The organism is Nostoc sp. NMS4 (assembly GCF_017115095.1).
Classification (GTDB): Bacteria; Cyanobacteriota; Cyanobacteriia; order Cyanobacteriales; family Nostocaceae; genus Nostoc.
Map to the genome: position 1 here is coordinate 1 of NZ_JABXKI010000126.1, position 23302 is coordinate 23302.

The 23302-nt window shown below is 40.3% G+C and carries 23 protein-coding genes; 10 read left to right on the plus strand and 13 right to left on the minus strand.

Going from position 1 to position 23302, the window contains the following annotated elements; translation table 11 throughout:
* From HWQ37_RS09950 to HWQ37_RS09975, 6 genes are all read left to right on the plus strand, one after another.
* Positions 1-545: pilus assembly FimT family protein (locus HWQ37_RS09950; RefSeq protein WP_292746377.1), on the plus strand; the 545-nt coding region annotated here is incomplete at its 5' end.
* A gap of 189 nt (positions 546-734) precedes the next feature.
* Positions 735-1694, plus strand: a complete 960-nt coding sequence (gene hpsE / locus HWQ37_RS09955; RefSeq protein WP_292746380.1) for a hormogonium polysaccharide biosynthesis glycosyltransferase HpsE — start codon at positions 735-737, stop codon at positions 1692-1694.
* Positions 1695-1715: 21 nt separating this feature from the next.
* Positions 1716-2699 carry a hormogonium polysaccharide biosynthesis glycosyltransferase HpsE gene (gene hpsE, locus HWQ37_RS09960; RefSeq protein ID WP_292746383.1) on the plus strand — a complete coding sequence of 328 codons (984 nt, stop codon included), beginning with the start codon at positions 1716-1718 and terminating at the stop codon, positions 2697-2699.
* Positions 2700-2816: 117 nt separating this feature from the next.
* Entirely contained in the window at positions 2817-3869 is a 1053-nt protein-coding gene (locus HWQ37_RS09965; RefSeq protein ID WP_292746386.1) for a glycosyltransferase, read from the plus strand.
* 135 nt (positions 3870-4004) lie between these two features.
* Positions 4005-4616, plus strand: a complete 612-nt coding sequence (locus HWQ37_RS09970; RefSeq protein WP_292746389.1) for a pilus assembly FimT family protein — start codon at positions 4005-4007, stop codon at positions 4614-4616.
* A gap of 30 nt (positions 4617-4646) precedes the next feature.
* Complete coding sequence (locus HWQ37_RS09975; RefSeq protein WP_292746391.1) at positions 4647-5285, plus strand: TIGR04282 family arsenosugar biosynthesis glycosyltransferase; 639 nt, start codon at positions 4647-4649, stop codon at positions 5283-5285.
* Between the two features lie 109 nt (positions 5286-5394).
* On the opposite strand, the gene HWQ37_RS09980 is transcribed toward HWQ37_RS09975, so the two are convergent.
* Positions 5395-6051: an NAD(P)H-binding protein gene (locus HWQ37_RS09980; protein ID WP_292746394.1), complete on the minus strand. Its 657-nt coding sequence runs from the start codon at positions 6049-6051 to the stop codon at positions 5395-5397.
* 178 nt (positions 6052-6229) lie between these two features.
* On the opposite strand from HWQ37_RS09980, the gene HWQ37_RS09985 reads away from it, so the two are divergent.
* Positions 6230-6901 carry a DUF1997 domain-containing protein gene (locus HWQ37_RS09985; RefSeq protein ID WP_292746396.1) on the plus strand — a complete coding sequence of 224 codons (672 nt, stop codon included), beginning with the start codon at positions 6230-6232 and terminating at the stop codon, positions 6899-6901.
* A gap of 64 nt (positions 6902-6965) precedes the next feature.
* Here the strand turns inward: HWQ37_RS09985 and HWQ37_RS09990 are convergent, their stop codons facing one another.
* Positions 6966-7436, minus strand: coding sequence for a DUF4079 domain-containing protein (locus tag HWQ37_RS09990; RefSeq protein ID WP_292746399.1), 471 nt, complete (start codon positions 7434-7436; stop codon positions 6966-6968).
* 196 nt (positions 7437-7632) lie between these two features.
* Here HWQ37_RS09990 and HWQ37_RS09995 point away from each other — a divergent pair, with 196 nt between their 5' ends.
* Positions 7633-8916, plus strand: a complete 1284-nt coding sequence (locus HWQ37_RS09995; RefSeq protein ID WP_292746402.1) for an ankyrin repeat domain-containing protein — start codon at positions 7633-7635, stop codon at positions 8914-8916.
* 661 nt (positions 8917-9577) lie between these two features.
* Here the strand turns inward: HWQ37_RS09995 and HWQ37_RS10000 are convergent.
* The 6 genes from HWQ37_RS10000 to hpsJ-B all read right to left on the minus strand — a co-directional run bounded on the left by HWQ37_RS10000 (position 9578) and on the right by hpsJ-B (position 17647).
* Positions 9578-10969, minus strand: a complete 1392-nt coding sequence (locus HWQ37_RS10000; RefSeq protein WP_292746405.1) for a PP2C family protein-serine/threonine phosphatase — start codon at positions 10967-10969, stop codon at positions 9578-9580.
* 619 nt (positions 10970-11588) lie between these two features.
* Positions 11589-13217 (minus strand): signal recognition particle-docking protein FtsY, encoded by a 1629-nt coding sequence (gene ftsY / locus HWQ37_RS10005; RefSeq protein WP_292746408.1) that lies wholly within the window; start codon positions 13215-13217, stop codon positions 11589-11591.
* Between the two features lie 226 nt (positions 13218-13443).
* Positions 13444-14085 (minus strand): transcription antitermination factor NusB, encoded by a 642-nt coding sequence (gene nusB, locus HWQ37_RS10010; protein ID WP_292746411.1) that lies wholly within the window; start codon positions 14083-14085, stop codon positions 13444-13446.
* A 162-nt stretch (positions 14086-14247) separates the two neighbouring features.
* Positions 14248-15012 (minus strand): DUF502 domain-containing protein, encoded by a 765-nt coding sequence (locus HWQ37_RS10015; protein WP_292746414.1) that lies wholly within the window; start codon positions 15010-15012, stop codon positions 14248-14250.
* A gap of 758 nt (positions 15013-15770) precedes the next feature.
* A complete protein-coding gene (locus HWQ37_RS10020) occupies positions 15771-16679 on the minus strand; it encodes a glycosyltransferase family 2 protein (protein WP_292746417.1) in 909 nt (302 codons plus the stop codon).
* Between the two features lie 125 nt (positions 16680-16804).
* Positions 16805-17647: a hormogonium polysaccharide biosynthesis protein HpsJ gene (hpsJ-B, locus tag HWQ37_RS10025; protein ID WP_292746420.1), complete on the minus strand. Its 843-nt coding sequence runs from the start codon at positions 17645-17647 to the stop codon at positions 16805-16807.
* A 503-nt stretch (positions 17648-18150) separates the two neighbouring features.
* On the opposite strand from hpsJ-B, the gene HWQ37_RS10030 reads away from it, so the two are divergent.
* Entirely contained in the window at positions 18151-18801 is a 651-nt protein-coding gene (locus HWQ37_RS10030) for a glycoside hydrolase family 24 protein (RefSeq protein WP_292746423.1), read from the plus strand.
* Between the two features lie 14 nt (positions 18802-18815).
* Here the strand turns inward: HWQ37_RS10030 and menH are convergent, their stop codons facing one another.
* Positions 18816-19634 (minus strand): 2-succinyl-6-hydroxy-2,4-cyclohexadiene-1-carboxylate synthase, encoded by an 819-nt coding sequence (gene menH / locus HWQ37_RS10035; protein ID WP_292746426.1) that lies wholly within the window; start codon positions 19632-19634, stop codon positions 18816-18818.
* Between the two features lie 399 nt (positions 19635-20033).
* Positions 20034-20336: a hypothetical protein gene (locus HWQ37_RS10040; protein WP_292746429.1), complete on the minus strand. Its 303-nt coding sequence runs from the start codon at positions 20334-20336 to the stop codon at positions 20034-20036.
* Positions 20337-20471: 135 nt separating this feature from the next.
* Between HWQ37_RS10040 and HWQ37_RS10045 the strand changes: the two genes are divergently transcribed.
* Positions 20472-20609 carry a transposase gene (locus tag HWQ37_RS10045; protein ID WP_465249684.1) on the plus strand — a complete coding sequence of 46 codons (138 nt, stop codon included), beginning with the start codon at positions 20472-20474 and terminating at the stop codon, positions 20607-20609.
* 166 nt (positions 20610-20775) lie between these two features.
* On the opposite strand, the gene HWQ37_RS10050 is transcribed toward HWQ37_RS10045, so the two are convergent.
* From HWQ37_RS10050 to HWQ37_RS10060, 3 genes are all read right to left on the minus strand, one after another.
* Entirely contained in the window at positions 20776-21177 is a 402-nt protein-coding gene (locus tag HWQ37_RS10050) for a metal-sensing transcriptional repressor (protein ID WP_292746432.1), read from the minus strand.
* Between the two features lie 172 nt (positions 21178-21349).
* The gene (gene lptC, locus HWQ37_RS10055) at positions 21350-22555 is read right to left on the minus strand and encodes an LPS export ABC transporter periplasmic protein LptC (RefSeq protein WP_292746435.1); all 1206 of its coding nucleotides are present in this window, start codon (positions 22553-22555) and stop codon (positions 21350-21352) included.
* Positions 22555-23184: a LabA-like NYN domain-containing protein gene (locus HWQ37_RS10060; RefSeq protein ID WP_094348455.1), complete on the minus strand. Its 630-nt coding sequence runs from the start codon at positions 23182-23184 to the stop codon at positions 22555-22557. Before HWQ37_RS10060 ends, lptC begins: the two co-directional genes overlap by 1 nt.
* Between the last annotated feature and the right edge of the window lie 118 nt (positions 23185-23302).

A 23302-nucleotide genomic window follows, 5' to 3' on the forward strand; every position in this document is an offset into this window, starting at 1 on the left:
CTGCGATCGCAGCTCCTGGTTGGGCTGCCTTTATAAATCGACAACGGATAAATAAAGTTAACGATGCCGTTTTCGCCGCACTGCAACAAGCACAGCGCGAAGCTAAAATCAAAAAACTTAGCTACAGTGTCAGTTTTCAGAGAAATAGTACAACCCAAAATGTAGAGGTTGCTATTTATCGTACCGATGCTGCAATCGGCACATGGATATGGAAACCTTTAGCAGCCGATGTGGGAACCAATTCTGATAAATTTTTGCTGGGCGGAAATCTTAGTGGGGAAAACATTGCGAATACTACTACTAATTCTCCTGTATCCTATCCTTTAAGTACATCAGCAAAAATTACCTTTGACTATATGGGAGTTCTAACTCTACCAAATAACTTTGGAACAGTGGCAGCAGGTACAGAACCACCTGGGTTAAAAATAGTGGTAGCTGTACCAAGCTCTACAAATCCTGCATTGGCTAGTAGTGTAAAGCGATGTGTCATTGTGAAAACTCTCTTAGGCTCAATGGTGACAGCAAAAGATAATAATTGCAGTTAAGTAATTTAAATACCAATATTTATTTAAAAATAGGTAATATTGCTGAACATAAAACTGCACGTTGATAGCAAAATTGAAACATCATGTGCAGTTTTAATGTTTGATAGATTTATTTAACAGCCATTGATAAATTAGCCATTGGCTGAACATAATAAAAAGCATCATCATCAAAATATACTTTTCTGGAAAATGACTGAGAACCTTGACTTTACTGTAGCTATCCCAACTTATAACGGTGAAAGTCGTTTGCCTGAACTACTAGAACGACTAAAAAATCAACTTCACACCGAAAATTTATCTTGGGAAATTATAGTTGTAGACAATAACAGCACTGATAACACAGCTATAGTTGTTCAAACCTATCAAAAAGATTGGCGATGTCCTTACCCTTTAAAGTATTGCTTTGAAGCAAAACAAGGCGCAGCTTATGCTCGAAAAAAGGCAGTTTTAGAAGCTAAAGGTAGATTCATAGGTTTTCTAGATGATGACAACTACCCAGTATCAAATTGGGTAATCGCAGCTTACACTTTTGGTGAAAAATACCCCAAAGCGGGAGCTTATGGCAGCCAAATTCACCCAGACTGGGAAGTAGAACCACCGGAAAACTTTCAGCGAATTGCTCCATTCTTGGCAATTACAGAGCGGGGTAATCTACCGCTATTATATGAAGTATCTAAAAAATTACTACCCCCATCGGCTGGACTTGTTGTTCGTAAACAAGCATGGTTAGAAAGTGTACCAGATAAGTCTATTCTAACTGGTAGAGTTAAAGGCAATATGCTTACCAGCGAAGATTTAGAAATGTTGTCTTATATCCAAAAATCAGGATGGGAAATCTGGTATAACCCAGAAATGGAAATATCACACAAAATCCCAAAATTGCGTTTACAAAAAGATTATTTAATTCCATTTTTTCGAGGTATTGGACTTAGCCGATATGTAACTAGAATGGTCAATATCAAACAGATATATAGACCACTTGCTCTTTTATCTTATATGATAAATGACTTGCGTAAAATCACATTACACTTACTCAAATATCGAACTAATCTAAAAGACGATTTAGTAGCGGCTTGCGAAATGGAACTTTTTTTAAGTAGTTTCATTAGTCCTTTTTATCTTTGGAAAAATGGATACTTTAAAAAATAGATTATTAAAAAATTAGGTATTATGACAGAACTAACAGTTGAAAATTTAGATATTAGCGTCGCCATCCCTGCATATAATGGAGCAACCCGTTTACCTAAAATTTTGGATAAGCTATTAACCCAGACAGGAGTAGAACAACTAAACTGGGAAATTATTATTGTAGATAATAATAGTTCTGATAACACACTTGAAATAATCCAGAATTACCAAAAAATATATGATGGAAAGTGTCATTTAAGATATTTTTTAGAACCCGAACAGGGAGCAGCTTTCGCCAGATTGCGAGCAGTACGTGAAGCCAAAGGGCAGCTAATCGCATTTTTAGATGATGATAACTTACCTGCTGCTGATTGGTTGTCAGAAGCATATACCTTTGGATTAGAGCATCCTCAAGCAGGTGCTTGGAGTGGACAGATTCATGGTGATTTTGAAGTAAACCCACCAGAAAATTTTGAAAGAATTCAAGCTTTTTTAGCTATCAGAGAACATGGTTCAAATCCATATTTATTTGATGCAGATAATTTAAGACTTCCTCCTGGTGCGGCGCTTGTTGTTCGGAAACAGGTATGGCGTGAAAATGTACCAGATCGACCTAACTTAAGTGGTAAGCTACCTGGTATTATGGTGCAGGGTGATGACTATGAACCATTACTTTACATACATTATGCCGGCTGGCAAATTTGGTATAACCCTACCATGCATACTTATCATCAAATACCACATTGGCGACTAGAAAAAGATTACCTCCTAACTCTGGCGCGCGGCTGTGGCTTGTGTATTTTCCAGTTAAGTTTGATAAATACTAAAAATTGGCAAAAACCAATAGTGTTTATGAAAACTATTTTAGGAAATTTACGCCGAGCATTAAAGCACCAAATTCACTATAGAGGGCAATTTAAAAGTAATCTAATTGCTCTTTTTGAGATGGAGTTTTACTTGGCTAGTATGATGAGTCCTCTCTACTACTTAAAATGTCGTTTAGGTAGAGTGTTAAATAATTCGTAATTCGTAATTACATTTTGTTACGGGGATTTAGATTTAGGCTTCAATTCGTTTTACCTGCGTTAGCCAAGGGACTTAAACCTCCAAACTTAGTTAAAAATAAGTTAGCCCCATAAAATCATGAAAAGCAGTAACCCAATACCAAAAATTTCTGTAATCATCCCTGCTTATAATAGTGAAAAAACTATTAAGCATACAATTCAATCTGTTTTAAATCAAACTTTTTCTGACTTAGAATTAATTGTAATTAATGATGGCTCAAAAGACTCAACTTTAGAAGTTGTGACAAAAATCCATGACTCCCGAATAAAAGTATTTTCCTATTCTAATGCTGGCGGAAACGTCAGCCGTAACCGAGGGCTACACCATGCAGTTGGAGAATTTGTTAGTTTCTTAGATGCGGACGATCTTTGGACACCTGATAAACTGCAATCTCAGTTAAAAGCTCTGCAAGAAAATGTTGCTGCAAAAGTTGCTTATAGCTGGACTGATTATATTGACGAAAATGGTCAATTTCTACTTTCAGGTAAGCGCATAAATGTAAATGGAAATGGCTATGAAAAACTGTTATTAAATAACTTTCTAGAAAATGGTTCCAATCCCTTAATTTCTAGAAAAGCTTTAATTTCATTAGGTGGCTTTGACGAATCTCTAAGTGCGGCTCAAGATTGGGATATGTGGCTGCGATTAGCCTCTAACTTTGATTTTATATGTGTGCCATCTGTACAAATCTTATATCGCATAAGCACTAATTCAGTTTCTTGCAATCTTGTCAGACAAGAAAAAACCTGCTTGCAAGTGCTTGAGAAAGCGTATAAGCAAAAACCTTCGACACTTAAGCACAGTTGGAATATAAGTTTAGCAAATTTATATAAATATCTGACCTGCAAAGCTCTACAAAAGCCATTTAATCGGCAAAAATGTTTAGCGGCTGCTAGATTTTTGTGGAAGTATTTTATTAACGATCCTTCAAGAATTCAAAATATAAGTTTCACCTTAAAATTGTTCTTGAAAATTATCATAATTTTTACTTCGCCAACCTTTCTCTACAGTATTATTAATCGGCGCGAAGTCAAAAGCCAAGAAGCTGAAACATTGCTCAACATCTGGGTAGCTGAAAATCGACCAGAAAGCAAAAATGGATACCCAGGTGCAGTTACGATCTCTAGTTAATGCAAAAAATCTCTTGAATAATCACTCTAACAGTGGTTTCAATACGGTTCGTTAAAGGGTAAGGGGGAAAGGAAAAAGGTTTTGAATACATCCTTTCCCCTTTAACCCTTATCCTTTCCCCAGACCATAAAGAAAGTGAAAAATGCTTATCCAAACCGTATTGACAGTGGTTTTACCTTACCAGAGATGTTAGTAGTTGTTGTATTAATTGGTATATTAGCTAGCGTCGGAATATCCAGTTGGCTGGCTTTTGTGGAGACTCGTCGTCTCAACACTTCCCAAAATGAGATTTATTATGCTATGCGGCAAGCACAAAGCCAAGCCACCAAAGATAAATTGACTAAGCAAGCCAGTTTTCGCATCCAAAATGGTGTTGTGCAGTGGGCAGTTCATCAAGCAGAAGCAGGACAATTCATTCCTGATACTGTTAAAAACAATAGCAACCTATGGCACAACCTTGAGCCAAACATTCGCATTTATGAAGAGGAAAACGATAAAGGAAAAAAGGAGACAACTTTACAAAAACATACTTCACAGCAAATGTGGCGAGTTTTATTTAACTATCACGGTTGTCCGATTTCTGAAATTGGAAATCAGTGTACAGTCGGCGGATTAGGACAGATAACCTTGTACAGCTTGAATAGTGGTAAAGCTAGACGTTGTGTCTATGTTTCTACAATTTTGGGGGCTATGCGAACGGGAAAAGATCATCCTAGAGCCAACGAAAACGACAAGTATTGCTATTAAGATATTTTTAGTTGTTAAACAAGGTATTGTGTGCTGAACTTACCAGCAAACCCGAAACAGCACCTGATTATTTTCACTCGCTATCCAGAACCAGGTAAGACAAAAACCCGATTGATACCTGTTTTAGGAACTGTTGGGGCTGCCAATCTTCAACGTGAAATGACTGAACATACAATATTTCAGGTTCAAGAATTGCAAAAAGTCATTGACATATCTGTGGAAGTGCGGTTTGCAGGTGGCGATTTGCAACTTATGCAAGATTGGCTGGGGTTGGATTTGGTTTACCAGTGTCAAGGTGAAGGGGATTTAGGTTTGCGGATGGCGCGATCGCTTTTTGATGCGTTTCAATCTGGTGCAGAAAAAGTAGTTATCATTGGTACAGATTGCCCTGGAGTGAATGCCCAGATTTTAGCAACGGCTTTTGAGAAGTTACACGCCTTTGACCTCGTACTTGGCCCTGCGATCGATGGTGGATATTACTTAATTGGTTTGTGCCAACCGATCCCGGAGTTATTCGTTAACATCGAGTGGGGAACTGCTCAAGTATTCCAAAAAACCGTGGATATTGCCGAGAAACTTAGTTTATCATACGCGAACTTGTTGCCTTTAGCTGATGTTGATCGACCGGAGGATCTGCCAATTTGGGAACAAGCCCTTGGGGGGAGATAGAGCGATCGCTTTAGTGAGTAGAATCAAGAAGCGAATTGCAAAAGTTCGTAGGCAAGCCGTAGGTATGATTTTTCCATAAAAGGTAGAAGCAATAGAATCCTGTGGAATTTTAGCACTGTTGAAATAGCTGCTTAAAGCTTTTTGAGGCTGCTTCTGGTTTGGCAACAATTTCGACAATTTTATTGCGTGCATCTGCTTCAAACAGCGCCTCAACTGCAACTTGGGCAACTTTCTGCCTGGGGATGCTACCGTCAAACAGTGTATCTGCACTTTGCATCACGATCGCGTCGGAGTTATCTTCATTCTTCAACCCACCAGGCCGCACAATCGTATAAGTAAGACCACTTTTCTGGATATACTCTTCAGCTTGTTTTTTCCACAGCAAAATCAGCCAAAACAAGTTCAGTGGATGGAATAACTGCGAAGTACATAAAGAAGAAATTAAGATAAAATGCTCAATTCCCTTTGCCTTAGCAGCATCTACTAAATTTTTAGTCCCTTCAAAATCCACTTTATAGGGGCCTGTAGGGTCAAAGCTAGGTTTTGCCCCAGTCGCAACAAACAGAACTGTGCTATCTCCCAACGCAGCAGTTAAGCCTTCTGGTTGTAAGACATCGCCTACCACTAATTCGGCTTCAGGAGACAGAATACCCCTAGCTTTCTCTATATCGCGCACCAGAGCTATGACAGGAATATTCCGCGCAATCAATTCTTGCACAATCCTACGACCTGTTTCACCGGTTGCCCCTGCTACAAATGCTTTCATGATAAATGTTATCCTGGGAAACTATTGTGTGCTTGTTTAGTTCTTTATTGTAGTAATTCTATGGACTTGCTCACAGATTAATGAGGTTTCGGTCAAAATGGGATCTGAATGCGAAATGACCCAGGTGTATGGGGAATCATTAATATAGACCAACGCCAAAATATACATTAATGCATTTATGCTTTCAAGAAAAGGCGAATATAAATCCTGGGAAATAACAGAAGCAGTTTTACCTGTAGCGTCCAGCCAAGAAGCCGAGGATACATTAACAGAAACAAATGTAGCGACGCTCACAAAATTTTACGGTCGTTATCAAGATTGTATGGAAATGGCTGCCCCAGTCGAGAAGGTTGCTGAGTATCTCAATGCTCACGCCTCATGGTTTTCGCGCTGCGCTGACCCCATGAAGGTACAATCACTTGGGGAAAATGGCTATGCTTTAACAATCGGTCGTTTTGGTTCTTTCGGTTATGAAGTAGAACCGAAAATTGGTTTGGAATTATTGCCCCCAGAGGAGGGTATTTACCGCATCCGTACAATCCCCATTCCTGACTACCAGCCGCCTGGTTATGACGTAGATTATCGGGCATCTCTACAGTTAATCGGAAACGATGCTTGCAGTAGTATTGGCGAAGTTACAAGAGTTGAATGGGAATTGGATTTGATCGTTTATCTTCACTTTCCCCGATTTATTCAGCGATTACCTAAGTCTATAATTCAATCTACAGGCGATCGCTTACTTAACCAAATTGTCCGCCAAGTCTCCCGCCGCTTAACTCGCAAAGTTCAGGAAGATTTTCATAAATCTTTCGGAATTCCTTTTCCTGCGAATTCCAAACAAAAGCGCTGAGTCAACAATCCTTTGTCATTTCTCATTAGTGGATGAGAAATGACAAAGAACAAATGACAAAGGACTATGCTTTAGTGAGAATTCTTTGGACAATTTGTACCCCAGTCACAGCTTGCCAAGCAAAAAGTCCCAAAAGGGTGAAATTGATCAAAATGTGAGTTGCACGCGCCCAATTTGCCCCTTTCTGCATATAAGGGGACAAAGCCGCAGAAAATGCTATTAGACTTGTCATACCTAGTCCTGCTAATAGGTGAGGCTGCACAAATAATTTACCATTATTGATGTAAGTGACAGCCATCCCACCGATCGCACCTGCCACCATCAAAGCTAGGAGTATAGACCCGATTTGGTAGTGTCTGACGTTATATCTACCTTTAATCAGTTCTTTCTTTTCTTCTCCCTGAGCATTTCTGGTACTCTGTACTTTTAGCCCTAAATAGGCAGCATAAATTGAGAGTACTAATAGCGCCCACATAAGCACCGGATGGAAGAAGCTTAACCAATATTTTACCGACGTAGAAAGTTCTGGACTCATGGTGTTCTCGCCTAATTATTAAATCTTCATAAAAATTAGCATAACTCTGTTTTCTGTGCTTAAAGTTGCACAAATTAAAAGAGACTTCCCCATCTTCCCAGACTATTTTCCTTTGCCCTCTTGCAAAAGTGGATAAACAATCTCAGACTGAGTTTTAAGGGTAGACGAACAAAACCCCCTGTGTGGGATCTCATCCATGACTGAAAACAAAGATACTTTGCTGCTTCAAGCTGCTAAAAGTGGTGATATTAAGGGGCTGTGTGCGCTACTAGCTGCTGGTGCGAGGGTGGACGCATGCGATCGCCTTGGCACGACAGCGTTAATGTTTGCTGCTAATTTAGGCTACACCGAAATTGTGCGATCGCTGCTAGATGCTGGGGCAAATATCAACTTGCCCAGAAAACTCTATGGTTTGACGGCTTTGATGTTGGCTGTTAGTGCCAAACAGCTTGACATTGTGCAACTTTTACTATCTAAAGGTGCAGATGTCAATGCCACTAATGAAGATGGCAGTACAGCTTTAATGGCAGCAGTACTCAAAGGTCATATTGATATAGTGCGAGTTTTATTGGCTGCTGGTGCCGAAGTTAATATCGCAGATAAAGATGGTGATGCGGCGTTGAAACTCGCCCTTAAGCAGGGAAAAATAGAAGTTTTACAAGCAATTCTCCAAACTGGTATTGATGTCAATATCCACGATGAGGAGGGTGAGACACTCTTAATGCTAGCGGCAGATTTGGGACATCTGGAGATTGTGCAAGCACTGCTAGCAGCAGGGGTTGATGTGAATTTGCAAAACGCTGATGGTGGAACTGCCCTATCAGCATCTGCTGCTGCTGGACACAGTGCGATCGCAGCAGCTTTACTAGATCGAGGAGCCGAGATTAATCTTCAAGATCGAGATGGTGAAACTGCCTTACACCTTGCCGTTGTGGAAGGCTACATTGATGTCGTGCAAATATTACTTAACAGAGGTGCTGATGTCCAAATTAGGAACCACCTGGGTGATACACCACTGCTTGTAGCAGCATTGCAGGGACATAGCCAAATTGTCGAGGCACTGTTACGTTCTGGGGGAGATATTAATGGGAAAAATCTTGGTGAAGTAGCTTTGACGTTGGCTGCATCACAAGGACACACCCAAACGGTGCAAGTGTTGTTAGACTATGGTGCTGATGCCAACATTCCGGGGGATGATGGTAAAACTGCTTTGATTAAGGCAACCGAACGCAAACACAAAGAGATCGTACATTTGCTGCTGGCAAAGGGGGCAGATGCGAATTTTCAAGACTCAGCCAGGGCTACATCATTGATGTGGGCTGCTTCAGCAGGTTATGGCGAAATTGTGCAGTTATTACTCCAAGCTGGGGCAGATGTGAATTTGAAAAACCGGGGCGGTTATACTGCTTTGATGATTGCAGAATTTAATGGTTATAAGAATGTGGTGCGGAGTCTGCAAAACGCTGGGGCGCAAGAATAGCCATCTAAATTCTTCATCTAAAATATTTTCCGAAATATCTTGACAAATGATTAAATGAAGGTTATAAGCTTAAATACCAAGGAAGTTTAAAAAACTAAATCTAGACCGAAGAAACAAAGAAAGCAAAACTCCGTCGTAGCTGTTGTGAACTTGCTACGGCGGAGAAAGAAAAAATTAAAACGCCAAAAGGAAGCAGACTAAATGCTTGCGTCACAAGGATAGAAAGAAAGCAAAAATGAAGAAGTAAATTTACCTTTTACTTTTTACCTTGTACATTTTACCTTTTACCTGCTCTCCCCTTGGCGTTTCCTACTGTGCTAGATGTGCAAAATATATAGTTTTTAATTAAACAGAAAAGTATTCTAACGATCATTTTTTATGTATTTTCCTAAAGGCTAAATACAAACAAGTTACCAAAAAAGGTTAATGTGCCACCATTTGGGCGATCGCTGGGGAAATTTAAAGAAAAATAAATAAAAAATTAAATTTAGTAGAATCACTATGGTGAATACTCTGTCACCATAAATTTAAGCATTCATACCATTTCACTAAAATTCTGATACAGATCCAAGCCCAGAAACCTTTGCAAAATCTAGATTTCTTAATTTTGAATTTTGAATTGGTATCATTCATGACTCGATCGAGTATAAATGCCCAATCACTATAAGATTTGCAGAACAACTAGTGTCATATCATCAGTGTTTTGTTTATCAGCACCGATGAATTGCTGAACTTGGTCAAATAGGTAATCCACAATCTCCTCTGGGCCATTGCAGTATTTACAAGCAGTATTGAAGCCAGCAACAAAATTGTCTTCATCGAAGCGATCGCCACCAGCCGCAGCCGCATCAGTCAAGCCATCTGTATAATAAATAATTGTATCTCCAGGCTCTAGCTGTGCCTGGGCATCTTCATATTGGCTGTTAGCATCCAAACCGATTAACATTCCCAAAGTATCTAAACGGCTGACAGTTTTTGTCGCTGCGTGCCACCACAAAGGAGGATTGTGTGCCGCATTGCTATAAGAGAGAATTCGGCTGTGAGGATTATATTCTGAGTAAAATAGCGTTACAAAGCGGTGGGAATTTTCCAAATCCGCATACATAACTCTATTTAAGTTTTGGAGAATTTTGGCTGGGGAATTACCATGTAGTACTTCTCCCCGTAGCATTCCCCGCATCATGGTCATAATCAGCCCTGCGGGGACACCTTTGCCCATAACATCGCCAATAACCAAACCCCAGCGACTATTTTCGGTGTCACCTTTGATCTTGGGCTGAATCTTATTGTGATTAGTAGCAATAAAGTCGTAGTAGTCTCCGCCGACGCGATTGGCAGGTTTACAGCGTGCCGCCAGGACTGCACCAGGAACTGTAGGGCATTGACGTGGTAGAAGTCGCCGTTGAATTTCTGCGCCAATTTCTAGTTCTTGGTCTAGGCGTTCTTTTTTTCTTAGTTCTACAGCTAGTTCATCGTTTTCGATCGCTACTGCTGTTTGATCTGCCACTAACCTAACTAACTTTTGCCTGGTTTCTGTCCAACTATATTCTGGATCGCGGCTCAAGACATAGAGCCATCCCCGTTCTGTATGCTTGACTAGAATCGCCGTGCCAAAGATTTGCACATCTGGTCCTAAATAGCGATGCATCTGGTCATCTAAAATCCCCGTAGCATTGGCTAGAGGGGCAGTACTAGGCACAAGCGTGATTTGACTGCTGGCTATTTCTAGCGCTTTGCGGATATTTTTTCGCTGGCGACTATCTTGCCAATGTAACTGTTCTAATCTGACTTGACCATTAGGTTTGTAGAGAAACAGGGCGCTACCGTCTGCATCTGTCACTCTTGTTGCCATTAGGGGAATCAGTTCCAAAAACTGATTCAAATTATTGAAACTTCTCAGGGCAAATCCTAAAGAACTTAGCAAATCTTGAATTTTGTTCTGTTCCCGGTGCAACCTTGCCACGAGTTCTTTGAGTGCCACGACTGGTGTGACATCCGTCGCGGCACTACTATTATTATCGGTGGGTTGAGAGGGCAGTTGAGACACAGGCACAGGTATTATTGCACTTTATATTGGCAGATTTTAGATTATTTATAAATCTTTTGGCTTTGGCATTGCTAAACCATATTTAGGCAAGACTTGTCATTTTAGCAAGAGTATAAAGACGTAACAGGCAAATTTTATAAGTATTTTATTTGCTTATTGTATTTTTGATGGAATATTTAGTAATTTCAAATCATGTATTTTTCATCCAAACTCAACCCGTAAGAATTACTAGTTTTGCTGATAATTTCCGAAATCCTTTCATTTTTGGATAACTTAATTCCCAAAGCATATCTCTAAAGTAATAAAAATACTTTATTCAAAGAATAATTTATAACGCTTTCAGAAGGACTGTTTGGGCTGAGGAAACTAGAAGACTAGAAGTCTTTTGAGTGAAAACCTCTATAAGCGCTCAAATCGAGCTTGGTTTGGTTAAAAACAGACTTACATTCATTCTCAAACCTGAGAATATGTAAATAAGTTTTCAAATACTTAAATCGAATCTTCTTCTCTGTGAGCGGCTTACGTCAACGCACAGGGTCTCCCAGAGAAGAATCATACAGTATTGCGTAAAGTATTGCGTAAGTCCTAAGTTTATTCAGAAAAATTTTAACTCGAAATTTTTAAACTAACTACTCAAGAGAGCTTCGACAAACTCATAGCTCGAAAAGGGGCGTAGGTCTTCAATTCCTTCGCCAGCACCAATAAAGCGAATGGGTAAACCTAGCTGCTGCACAACGGCAAGGGCAACGCCGCCTTTGGCAGTACCATCCAGCTTGGTTAAGACAACACCACTGAGTTGGGCAGCTTGAGAAAAAACTTCGGCTTGCCGCAGTCCATTTTGACCTAAAGTTGCATCTAGAACCAATAGTGATTCTACTTTGGCATTTGGGGCTTTTTTGTCGATAATTCGCCGGATTTTACCGAGTTCGTCCATTAAATTTTTCTTGTTTTGCAGTCGTCCAGCTGTATCTACTAGAAGTAATTCGGTTTGACGCGCTTGGGCGGCTGCGATCGCATCAAATACAACTGCTGCTGGATCTGTATTTTTTCCCGGATTGGCAATTACATCCACACCACTTCTACTACCCCAAACCTTCACCTGTTCCACGGCGGCGGCGCGGAAGGTGTCTGCTGCCCCAATCAAGCATTTATAGCCAGATTTTTGTCCCAGATGGGCAATTTTGCCAATAGTGGTGGTTTTACCGGCACCATTCACCCCAGTGATTAACCAAATATTTAAGGTTTCTTTTTCTGGGGTAAAGGTAGTTTTGTGGGATGTTTTGCCAGGTGCATCCAGCATATCTCGGAGGATTTTTTTCAGGAAAGCGATCGCTTCTTCTGGTGCAGTAACTTCTTCTCGAAGTTTTGTCTGTAAGGCATTGATAATAAAATCTGTCGCCTCTACACCCACATCAGCTTGCAAAAGCAATGCCTCAATTTCCGTTACAGCAGCTTGGTTTAACGGACCTTGACCAACGATCGCCTTCAGTTGGTTGAGAATACTACGGCGAGTTTTGTCTAACCCTTGCCGGAGCTTTTTCAGCCAAGTAATTTCTTCAATAGAAACGTCTTCTGCACTTCTACCTTGAGCCGCTAGAACTTTTGCTGACCAGACAAACCCATCATCAAATAGCAGTCCGGGAATTTCCTCTTCTGTTTCTGAGGTTGTAACTACTGGCTGTACTACCTCCGGTTCTGGAACTTCAATGGCAGTAGCTATTAGTTGTTCTAACTTCGCTTGCCGTTCTGCCGCCGCTCGTTCTAAAAAAGATAAGTTAGCTGGTGCTGTTGGTTGTATTACCTCTGGCGTAGCTAGTGGTTCGGTGGGCGTTGGTTCAACTTCTAGGCTGGAAACATCTGGCTGTTGGGCAATTGCGGCCACTGAGGAATCTTCTGTAATTTCTGCCTCAGTAGCAGCCGGGATAACTTCTGTAAGTTCCTCAGTTGCTTCTGGTTCAGTGATTTCCGCAATTCTCGTTTCTGCGGTTTCAGGTTCTATTGATGATAAAGTATCTACTGAATCAGGTGGGGTTTCTACTACCTCAACTTGCTGTTTTTGCTGAATATTTTTATAGGCAGCTTTAGCAAATGCCAATAAGTCTGCCGTTGTGTCTGGTGCATTTTCAGCAGTTGGTGTTGGGGTTTCGGCTGGCTCTGGTTGGGGTTCTTTTGCAGGAGGAGTTTCTTCCTGTTTCTGATCGGAGGGAGTGCTAGAGGAATCGTTATGTTGACGACGGAACCAGTTAAAAACCATTGCAGCAGTATTGTTTATATGAGTTATGAATTATGAGTTTAATTTAACTTGGGGCATTGGCCATTGGGAAAGAGAAGGCAGGATAGCGCCGGCGGCAAGCGAGTCCGCGTTCGCTTTTAGCGTCTCGTAGAGAGCGTCGGCAGGAGGCAGGAGGCAGAAGTTCTAAAATGTTTGAATTTTGAATTGATTGCTCCCTCATCCCCCTCACTTTGGCAAGTAAAAAAGGCTATGCTGTCTTTTTCTGCTCAGTGACTCGGCGCAAAACACCGTTAATAAACCGATGGCCATCGTCTCCACTGTAGCGTTTGGCTAGCTCCACGGCTTCGTTGATGGCGATACTATCTGGAACTCCTAAGAACTTCATTTCTGCCACGGCGATTTGCAAGATATCGCGGTCAATTTGGGCGAGGCGACTTACTTGCCAATCTACTAAGGCCGCAGAAATGAGTTCATCTATAATATGTCGATTTTCGTTGACGGTAATCACAAGCTCTTTAGCATAATTCCGAACTCCCTTGTCCTGATTAGCTAACTGAATTAATACTGGGAAATCAACTGCTGTACCCAACTGATTAATTGCTGTCTGGGTGCAAGCGATCGCTTCTTGAAGCATTGTTCTGGCAGTATTCAGGTCGGCGGCCCGAGTTTGGCTACTTAAGAGGCGATCGTTACTGCGTTGCAGTTCACCTGCGGCATTGTCGAGGGTATCTTGTACTTCTGAGGTCAGAGTCCGTACAGCACCTAGTACCAACTTGGATACTAGTTGATCGTCTTCCAATTTATCTAATTTCTTGGGGTTGACTGGCAATTGGCTAAGGCTTAAAAGCGCCAATTCACGAGCAATTTGCTGGGGTTTACGAGGTTGCATAAAATTGAGGGGTGATTGTGCGAGAACTGATTAACTAGGCAAGACAAACTTATAAGTCTATCAATTTTGGCACAGTTAAACAACAACATTACGCATTTGCTTGTAACTATGCCAGATTGATTTTAACGGGTCGGCTTAGAGTATGAGTCCCCAGTCCCCAATTCAAGTTTCTTCAACGGGAATAACCTGCTGCTTGATTTCGTCATGTTTCACTTCCAATGTAGACTCTTTGGAAAAAACCAAAGGCGTATTGGGAGAGACAATGCCACCTGATACAACTATTTTAAAAGCGTCTTCAATCGACAGGGAGAGGTTCACCACCTCGTCTTCAGGAACGACGGCGTACCATCCGGTAGTCGGGTTTGGGGTGGTGGGGATAAAAACACTTAGCACGGGGCGAGATATCTGGGCTTGGATATCGCTGCTGATTGCACCAGTAACAAAAGCGATCGCCCAAATTCCTCGGCGGGGATACTCTACCAAAATTACCCGACGAAACTTGCCATTAGAGTCTTTTAGGATTGTTTCTAAAAGCTGTTTGAGAGTTTTATATACCTGTCCGGCTAAAGGAATTGCTTGTAATAATCGCTCACCAAAATCTAACAACCACCGCCCAGCAATATTCCGAGCCATCAAACCCATCAGTAATATACTTAGTAATGGTACGGCTAATCCTACTAACAAATTAAGTATATTTACTAAAATTGGGTTTAACCCATCAAAGGGATTCAGTTGTTTAGGAATTTGGGTGAGGAAGTTGATTACCCAAGTCGCAATGGTAATTGTCAGCCAGATAGTGGTTGCTAGGGGAATTATTACCAACAAACCAGCAATCAGGTCGTTTTTTAAGTCCTGTTTTAGGCGATCGATTACCAAGCCCCGATTCTCCTGTTTTAAGCTAGAGGAACTTTTGTTATTCGTATCCATACCAGCAGAGTTGTCAAATTGCGAAGGCTTTAACTTTGGCAGTTTCTGCCGCAAGTAACTGTCTAAAACGCTAGCAAGTCACCTGCTGCGAGAAATCAGCTATTTTCCTATAAGCATACACATAGACATTAACCAATCCGATGGCGACTGGTTATTCTTAGAGGATGTTACTTTTCTTTATAAGACTTGTAAATTATTGTTGCAAGTTCTTAGGTATTATTAATCTACCGCGCTTAATCAAAAGCTGCTCGTGATTGTGAAAGTAGCACTGGTAAACTAATAAATTATTTTATCTGGTCAGTCACTCACTTTTGAACAGGAGCGGCTTTTATGAAAATATTCTGTTAAAAATATTAACTAGTGGTCTGTCAAACCCATTTTGACGGTTGGAGAGACGCGATAAATCGCCGTCTCTACAGAAAATTTATTTGTCAATTATTTCTTGACAGACTACTAGTCTTGAATTATGAAAAACAAGATCCCCGGCAACTTTTACGAAGTCAGGGATCTGTGTAACATATTTGTGCGCCCTATGATTTTGCGATCGCTAATTTTATTGCAATACGCTTGGGTTAAGCATTTTTTCTCTTATCTCTGTTTCCTCTGCGCCACCCTGCGGGTTCGCTCTTAGCGTTCTCGTAGAGTAGCCGCAAAGCGTCTACTGTGGTTCGTTAAAAAATTTGACTTTGACAAAGAGTTTTAGCCTTAACTGAACCGGACTGAATTTTATTGGGAACCCTTCTAATCTCCAGCCCTCTTCACACCGCATCAACCTGTGTAGTTTCAGAATCCGCGCATTGTAACTGTTGTGCACTCTCTTGTACCAAAACTGCTGTTGTATCTAAATTAGGTTTTGGTAAATACTTCATTTCCCAGACTTTCAGCAAAATCAGGTATTCGTAGAATGCCTGTAATGTACACCAAGCGACTCCGGCGCGTCCATCTAAACATCCGCCTAAGATAAAATACATATATATAAACCGTAGCAACGGTCTGGCGGGCAAACGTAAAGACAAATCTTTCAAGGCACGCCGTCTTTCGACTTCCGATTTACCAAAGAATAAATCTTGCCAATTCACCTTTCCCTGTTCTAGCTGATACAAAGTTTCTTGAGCTTCATCCGTAGAATAACGGTTGTGTTTGTCAATCCAGCGACTCAAACCTTTGCTACAAGTGTAGTGTGGGTATGTTTCTTTTAAAAAGCTAGTTGCACCTTCACAAACTTCTCGCTCAGTATGACCGTAGTCTGTAAACCACACTTTCCCGTGGCGAAAGAGTCGCATTTGGTAACGGGGATACTGTGTGCTGTAACGAATCCAGCGATTCATGAACATGACACGTTCAGCCACGTAGTAACCGATGTAGTCTGGATTCTGACTTGCCTTTTCGCATTCTGCAAACAGTTCTGGTGTCATACGCTCGTCAGCTTCGAGAATGTAAACCCATTGATGCTTTGGGGGTATAGACTCTAACATCCAGGTACGTTGCCGTCCGTGGCTTTCAAAAGCGTGTTGGACAACGCGGATGGGATAGCGACTGGCGATTTCCACGGTGCGATCGCTACTGCATGAATCCACAACAATGATGTCATCTGATAACATCGCTGATTCGATACAAGCAGCAATATCTAGTTCTTCGTTATATGTCAGTATGTAAATTGAGAACATTACTCAAGTTTTATAGCGATTTTACTCAGTGATAATTGCTTTTTATTGTTATTACCTGTTAGGTGCATGGCAGTATAATCCGTAAATAATTTTTGGATACGTCCTACTGCCATACCAATATTGAATTAGCGTGCGGCAGCTCTAGGTTTACCACCTTGTACAGCACCCCTACCTCTTAAGCCTGTCCAGCCGATGATAATGTAACCAATAGACAATAGTAAACTGCTAATACCAATCCGCAGTCCAGACTTCCAAGCAGTATCTTTAGCCTGTTGCAATGCTTCGTCTCGGCGCTGGCGAAGTTGGCTCAGTTGTTGAGTTTGCAACGTCTGAATATCTGTTTGTTGTTCGATAGCTTTATCAAGTAATTGGGGATTTGCTTTAGCCTTCTTCAGTAAATCTTTTATATTTGCGGGAATTTGAGGGCTTTCAAGTGCTTGCTTATATTTTTGGTCATCTTTGAGGATTTCACTAAACTGAGCTTTGGTTTGGTTTCGCAGCTGGTCTAGTTGCGCTTTTCCTTGATCGGTATTAAGTTGTGCTTGCAATTGCGATAATCGAGTGTTTAGTTGAGTTTCTGCCTGATCTGCTTCTTGGGTGATTCGGTTGAGTGTTTGAGTCTTGGCTTGATTGACATTATTTAGGTGCAGGGGAAAAATCAGCAAGAACATCAACCCTAAAATACTTGAGATGATCGCGGCGGGAAATCTTAAATCGATACCTTGGGGGCGATCGCTTGCTGGATCGGCATTCTCAATCCAATAGGCAGCAAACAGAAGCCCCAAACCGACTAGAGGAACAATTCCGCGATCGACTAGCGCTGTTCCCAAATTGATTTGCCATACCCGATCGGTGGGTTGAAAGGGTAACAACAGAATCAAAAAGTCAACAAAAAAGGACAAAATGCAGATTATTCCAACTACCTTAAGTGTGAGAGCAGTAGTCACGGAAGTAAAACGGTTAACCATATTTTTTCAAACTGGTGGTGAATACAAGTGATTTTCATATTTCAAGCTACTTGAATATTGTCCTCGTGACTATGACTATTGTGTAAAAACACAAAGCAGATTCAATATTGGTAAAGGCTATCTGTCTCTTGGTTTTCAACTAGGCCAGAGTAACATTTGTTATCTCCAGTGTCTTCAGGAAATTCCTGGTACTTTAAGATACGAAGCTAATGCAGTGTTAGAGGAAAAGACTCATTAATTACCCGATTTACCTGATTGCAGTTCTCAATCAGTCGTAATATCTCGCTTGCTATACTTAATTTAGACTCTTTTTTGCCGATTCCGAAAAAAAATGAGCAAATCGGGAATAATCACTAACAATCAGGTGTGAACTTTACTGAAATAAGTCCGTCGATGATTTTTGTTAGCAAAAAGAGTGAATTTGAAGGAGTCAGACTCTGAAAGGCTTTGAATTCAAAGGTGTTGAAAAACTTATTGGCCCAATAGCCGCGCTTCTGGGCTTTGTGTATTTGTTGCAATGGTATATTGGAGACTTGCGATCGCCTTCCGATCCCATCTTTGAAAATAAACAGCCGCCTTTGGTGATGAAACAGGGCGACCCATATATCCGCGCTTTAATGCGAACCATCTCGGCGAGTGAAGCTAGTGGGAACCGTCCCTATTCGCTGTTATACGGTGGACAGCAAGTGAACGATATTAGCCGACATCCTGAGATATGCGTCACAATTGTTACAGGCCCCAACACAGGTAATTGTTCTACTGCTGCTGGCAGATATCAAATTATCAATATTACTTGGTATCGTTTAGCTCCTCGTTATCACCCAAAGCCGATGCAGATGATGTTTTGGACTACTTATAGTTTTGAAGCAGAATATCAAGATGTAGTAGTTTACCGTTGGTTAAATGATTCTAAAGTTTGGGGAGTTGATATTTCTCAATTGTTGCGTCAGGGAAAGTTAAATGATGTTTTGCGGCGACTTTCTCCCACCTGGACAAGTCTGGGATATGGTATAGAAAATAATTCTGTTAGTAGCTCTTTGCCTAAAGTTTATCAGAAAATGTTGCAAGAAGAATTAAGCGCAGCTAAACAACCAACAGCCCCGAATTTGACACCATCCCCAACTCCTTCTACCAAGGCAGTAAAGAAGCAGTGAGATTATCTTAATTTTTAATTTGCTGCGGACAAAAAATCTTTGATATTTTCCACAAATGCCAAGGTATTTTCAAAGTGAATATTATGCCCAGCATTGCTAATTATTTTTATCTGAGCAAATTCACATATTCTAGCCATTTCTATATTAATAGATATAAATTTTTTATCAAATTCACCCACTAGTAAAAGCATGGGAATTGTATTATATTGTAGTTTTTCCCATAAAGAAGGTTGACATCCAGTACCCATAAAGCGCAGTGATTTATCTAATTCCTGTGGATTGTTCTGCAACCGACTTTCAACCATGCGATCGTATTCTGGATGATTTTTTATATCACCAAAAATTGGTTGATTATACCAATTCGATAAAAAAGTAGCAAAATCAGTTTGAATAATACTTCTGCTTAATTTTCTAGCTATTTGAGCATCACGCCTAACTCGTTCTAATCGTTCTGCTTCTGTTGCTAAACCTGGTGAGGCTGACTCTAATACGACTTTAATAAAACGTTCTGGGAAATTTAGAGTTAGGTATAAACCTAATCTTGCACCCATCGAATAACCCATTAAGTGGCATTTATCTATTTTTAATTCATCTAATAAATTTATTATTGCTTGAGCAGTGGGTTCCATTCCATAGTATTCATCATCTCCTACAACTTTGGTTTTCCCATGTCCTGGTAAGTCAAGGATAAGATAAGAAAAATCTTCTGCTAAAAATTTTATAGCTTCATCAAATTCATTAATGTTTCCCATGAAGCCATGTAAAAAAACAATTACAAATTTATTAATATTTACATTTAAATAATAGTTAAATTTATATTTTTCTAAAGTCATTTTAGAAGATATGTGTAAATTATAAGCTGGTCTAACTTTTCATTAAAAGTGGAGCCAAGCAGAAAATTTGTTGATTTTATAAGAGAAAATAAAGTTAATTAGTTTCATGCGTTTTAGAGCTGATTCGTAAAGAAAATCTAAAGAGAACTAAATCTGCCTTGACTAAGGTTATAGGCTAAATCGAGTGTAGTTATGTTGTTGTAGATGAGCTGTCTACCTACGATTGAAAAACCGCATCGCAACCTCGAAATTTTGCGTTCGCTCGCAATTTTACACTCAATTTATACCGCGATCAGATGTTTAAAAATATGGCACAAGCCCAACGACTCTGCTCTTTTGGTTTAGATACACTCAAACAACTTTTTAGAATGAAATAGCCCTGCTATGGCAATTATTATTTTAAGGCTCTACATGGGTAAAATTTGGAATTCTTTTTGAAACTTCTTCTATTGATATATCAAAAGAATTAGCTTCAAGTACAGCAGGAATACGCACTCTTGAAAGATGTATTCCATGTAAACAAAATGGACACCATATTGCCATGTAGCCTATTGTAGTTTGCAAATCTCCTACAAATTGAAAATTTATTTCTTGTTGATGACAGTTTGGGCAGTTTAATACAGGCACATTTGGTAAAGAGTGATTAATTTCAGTAGCAATAGAAAGCCATTGAGAGAAAAATTTATTTTTTATCTTACTCATAACATTTACCTGACAGGATTTTTACTCTGATAGTAATCCCACCATAAATTCTCAGAGGATGTTTGGAAAGTCAAAAAAAGCTCAAGTAACGATATTCTTGTCAGTAGATAAAAATGCGACAGTGTTACTTGAGGCATGTCTAAATCATATCCAACAGACTTAACCGATGAACAATGGGAATTGCTATCGGTGCTGCTACCTCCAGCAAATCTAGGGTGTCGTCCCCGTTGCGTTTACCGCAGACCCATGAAACTTTTGTGCAGATCGCAATGATTCGGTTAATGCTGAGAAGACTCGCTTAATTGAGTTGTTTAATACTTTCTAAACATCCTCTGAGACATTTGTATTAATTTTGGCATGAAGAAGACTTTGCCTCGTTCAGTATACTAAATCTTGCATCTCTACAAAATGTCTTGTAATCCGAGTGAATTTTTTATTTTTAAGGTAAAAATCGATCTAAAGCGGCTTTTAACTGTTTAATTTCAACGTCAATATTACCCTCTTGTGCGGCTCGACCAATACATTCAGTTAAATGTTCATCTAAAACAATTCGCGCTACCTTGTCTAATGCGCCCCGCACTGCGGCAATTTGCAGTAGAACATCAGGACAAGGGGTACTTTGCTGCACCATTGCCTTAATACCACGAACATGTCCTTCTATACGCGATAATCGATTGACAATTCGCCGTAAAGACTCTTCGCTATGGATATGAGGATGAGTCAACTCTCCAGTTCCATGAGTACGATCTGTATGCTCGTGGTCTGTATCGTGATGGTGGGAATGTTCTGTTTGCTGCGATGTTGGCAAGGATTCTTTACCTAATCGGTTTGATCCATTCATGGGCTATCAAAAGGCTTGTATTACTAAAATCCTAGTCTAGTACTTGACCAACCCAAAATTTATGAGTGGGGAGTGGGGAATAGAGGGATGAGGGGGACAAGGGAGACAAGGGAGACAAGGGAGACAAGGAGATTAACTCCTAACTCTTAACTCCTAACTCCTAACTTTACTACTAACGATTGGCTTTTTCTTGAGGAATAATCTCCGTTACTACCCTACCGCTAGAACTGCCACCTTTGACAACAATATTTTCTGTTTGCAGATTACCAACTGCTGTTTCACCAACAAAATTTAATGGTGGGTCAACTTGTCGATAAACAACATTTCCCTGAGCTTCAACTAACTTATTGTCTAAATACCAAGTTAGTGTATTGGATCTTAGAGACTGGCGACGCTGACCGACGGCATTGACATTACCTGTTAAGTAAACAGTTTTTTGTGGTATTTTCATTTCACCTTGATTAGCTGTCACTGTGACTTTTTCGACACGCTGAAACATTCGCGTTGGTGAGTTTGTGGTGACAGTTTCTGCGTTCATGTTCCAGGTCATAGAGTTACTAGCTATTTGCAGTGGTGGGTCTAGTAATTCTAGTTGAGCATTCTTTTGGACAGTGGCAATTTTTGTTTTTAAGTTGACTTCGGCAGAATCTCCCTTGCCGCGATCGCTAATTTTATTATCTTTATAGCGGTCAATTTGGATGGGGCGATCGCCAATCAATTTTTCTTCTTTAATATTCCAGATCAAATGTTCAGTTCTCACTTGCATCTGAGGATCGGTGGAATTTGCTATTACCCCTCCAGAAAATTCCATGCGCTGTTCGCGGGTTTTAACTCGCGCTTCTTGCGCCACTGCTTGTAGTTGTTTATGACTACCATTGATCTTGTTACGAACAATCAACAAATCTTCTTTGGGTCGCCATTCTAATTCATTACCTTGCAACACAATTCCATTACTAGGGTCTGTGGCAAATATCTTACCTTTCAAAAACAACTGCTTTCCATCTTGTTCAATGTCTGCTACATCTGCCTTGATTTGATAAACAATTTTGCCATCTTGGTATAGTTCACCATAAGGACTTTCAGCCTGACCAATTTGTTTTTCTTTGGTGTATTTTGCCCGTTTAGCCCTAACTTTCCAAATTGGTCTTCCCACTTCATCTGCTTGTTCTAGGGTGACATCAAAGAAAGTCAAATTGCTATCTCGATCGGATGAAGCCGCAGTATTTTGTTGGGAAGCTGGGGGGGATTTGCCCCCACAGGCGACTAAAGCAAATATTAATAAAAAGGTCAAAGGTAAAACAAGAAAGGAGGGAGTGGAGGAGAAATTTTGAATTTTTCTCTTTCCCCATCTCCCTCTTTTATGAAATTGATACGCCATTATTCTTGGATTTCTAGGTGTCCATCACTAGTTCTTGGGTCTTCCAAAAAACCGATACCAGATAATGGCCGGTATGGATAGCTTTGGCGAGGGGTTTTTTGAATATCTTCTTTGATGGCTTCTAAATCAATGTAGCGATCGCTTACATTAATTAAGCTGTCGCTGGTCATGGAACGCAAGCTCACTACTTCTACCCGCACGCCACGATAGCTGACTGAATTTACCGCATAAGCCAAATCCCCATCACCGCTAACTAAAACTGCGGTATCATAAGAATCTACTAGTGCCATCATGTCTACTGCTATTTCTACATCCAGGTTAGCTTTTTTAGAGCCATCTGGTAGCTGCACTAAATCCTTAGCAATGACTCGATAGCCATTGCGACGCATCCACAACAGAAACCCCTGTTGCTTCTCGTTTGTCCGGTCTACACCAGTGTAGAAAAATGAACGCAGTAATCTAGAACCTCCTGTTAACCGACATAATAGCTTCGTGTAATCAATTTCAATCCCTAGTTGCAGTGCAGCATAAAATAAATTTGAGCCATCAATAAATATGGCGACCCTACCCCGATTCTCCAAAACCTGTTCTGGCGTAAAGATTGAATCATTTTCCAAATTATTCAACATCGTTGTGATACCTCAATTTTTATCCCTGTTATTTTTGATACAAATTACCAACTTTTAGATGCTAGTCACAGCGGCTTATGATAATGTTCCGAGGCTAATTTAAATTGAGCCACGATAA

Coding starts and splice junctions, on each gene's coding strand:
- hpsE (WP_292746380.1), top strand. CDS start 735: ATGACTGAGAACCTTGACTTTACTGTAGCTATCCCAACTTATAACGGT.
- hpsE (WP_292746383.1), top strand. CDS start 1,716: ATGACAGAACTAACAGTTGAAAATTTAGATATTAGCGTCGCCATCCCT.
- HWQ37_RS09965 (WP_292746386.1), top strand. CDS start 2,817: ATGAAAAGCAGTAACCCAATACCAAAAATTTCTGTAATCATCCCTGCT.
- HWQ37_RS09980 (WP_292746394.1), bottom strand. CDS start 6,051: ATGAAAGCATTTGTAGCAGGGGCAACCGGTGAAACAGGTCGTAGGATT.
- HWQ37_RS09985 (WP_292746396.1), top strand. CDS start 6,230: ATGCTTTCAAGAAAAGGCGAATATAAATCCTGGGAAATAACAGAAGCA.
- HWQ37_RS09990 (WP_292746399.1), bottom strand. CDS start 7,436: ATGAGTCCAGAACTTTCTACGTCGGTAAAATATTGGTTAAGCTTCTTC.
- HWQ37_RS09995 (WP_292746402.1), top strand. CDS start 7,633: ATGACTGAAAACAAAGATACTTTGCTGCTTCAAGCTGCTAAAAGTGGT.
- ftsY (WP_292746408.1), bottom strand. CDS start 13,217: ATGGTTTTTAACTGGTTCCGTCGTCAACATAACGATTCCTCTAGCACT.
- nusB (WP_292746411.1), bottom strand. CDS start 14,085: ATGCAACCTCGTAAACCCCAGCAAATTGCTCGTGAATTGGCGCTTTTA.
- HWQ37_RS10015 (WP_292746414.1), bottom strand. CDS start 15,012: ATGGATACGAATAACAAAAGTTCCTCTAGCTTAAAACAGGAGAATCGG.
- HWQ37_RS10020 (WP_292746417.1), bottom strand. CDS start 16,679: ATGTTCTCAATTTACATACTGACATATAACGAAGAACTAGATATTGCT.
- hpsJ-B (WP_292746420.1), bottom strand. CDS start 17,647: ATGGTTAACCGTTTTACTTCCGTGACTACTGCTCTCACACTTAAGGTA.
- menH (WP_292746426.1), bottom strand. CDS start 19,634: ATGACTTTAGAAAAATATAAATTTAACTATTATTTAAATGTAAATATT.
- HWQ37_RS10040 (WP_292746429.1), bottom strand. CDS start 20,336: ATGAGTAAGATAAAAAATAAATTTTTCTCTCAATGGCTTTCTATTGCT.
- HWQ37_RS10045 (WP_465249684.1), top strand. CDS start 20,472: ATGTCTAAATCATATCCAACAGACTTAACCGATGAACAATGGGAATTG.
- HWQ37_RS10050 (WP_292746432.1), bottom strand. CDS start 21,177: ATGAATGGATCAAACCGATTAGGTAAAGAATCCTTGCCAACATCGCAG.
- lptC (WP_292746435.1), bottom strand. CDS start 22,555: ATGGCGTATCAATTTCATAAAAGAGGGAGATGGGGAAAGAGAAAAATT.
- HWQ37_RS10060 (WP_094348455.1), bottom strand. CDS start 23,184: ATGTTGAATAATTTGGAAAATGATTCAATCTTTACGCCAGAACAGGTT.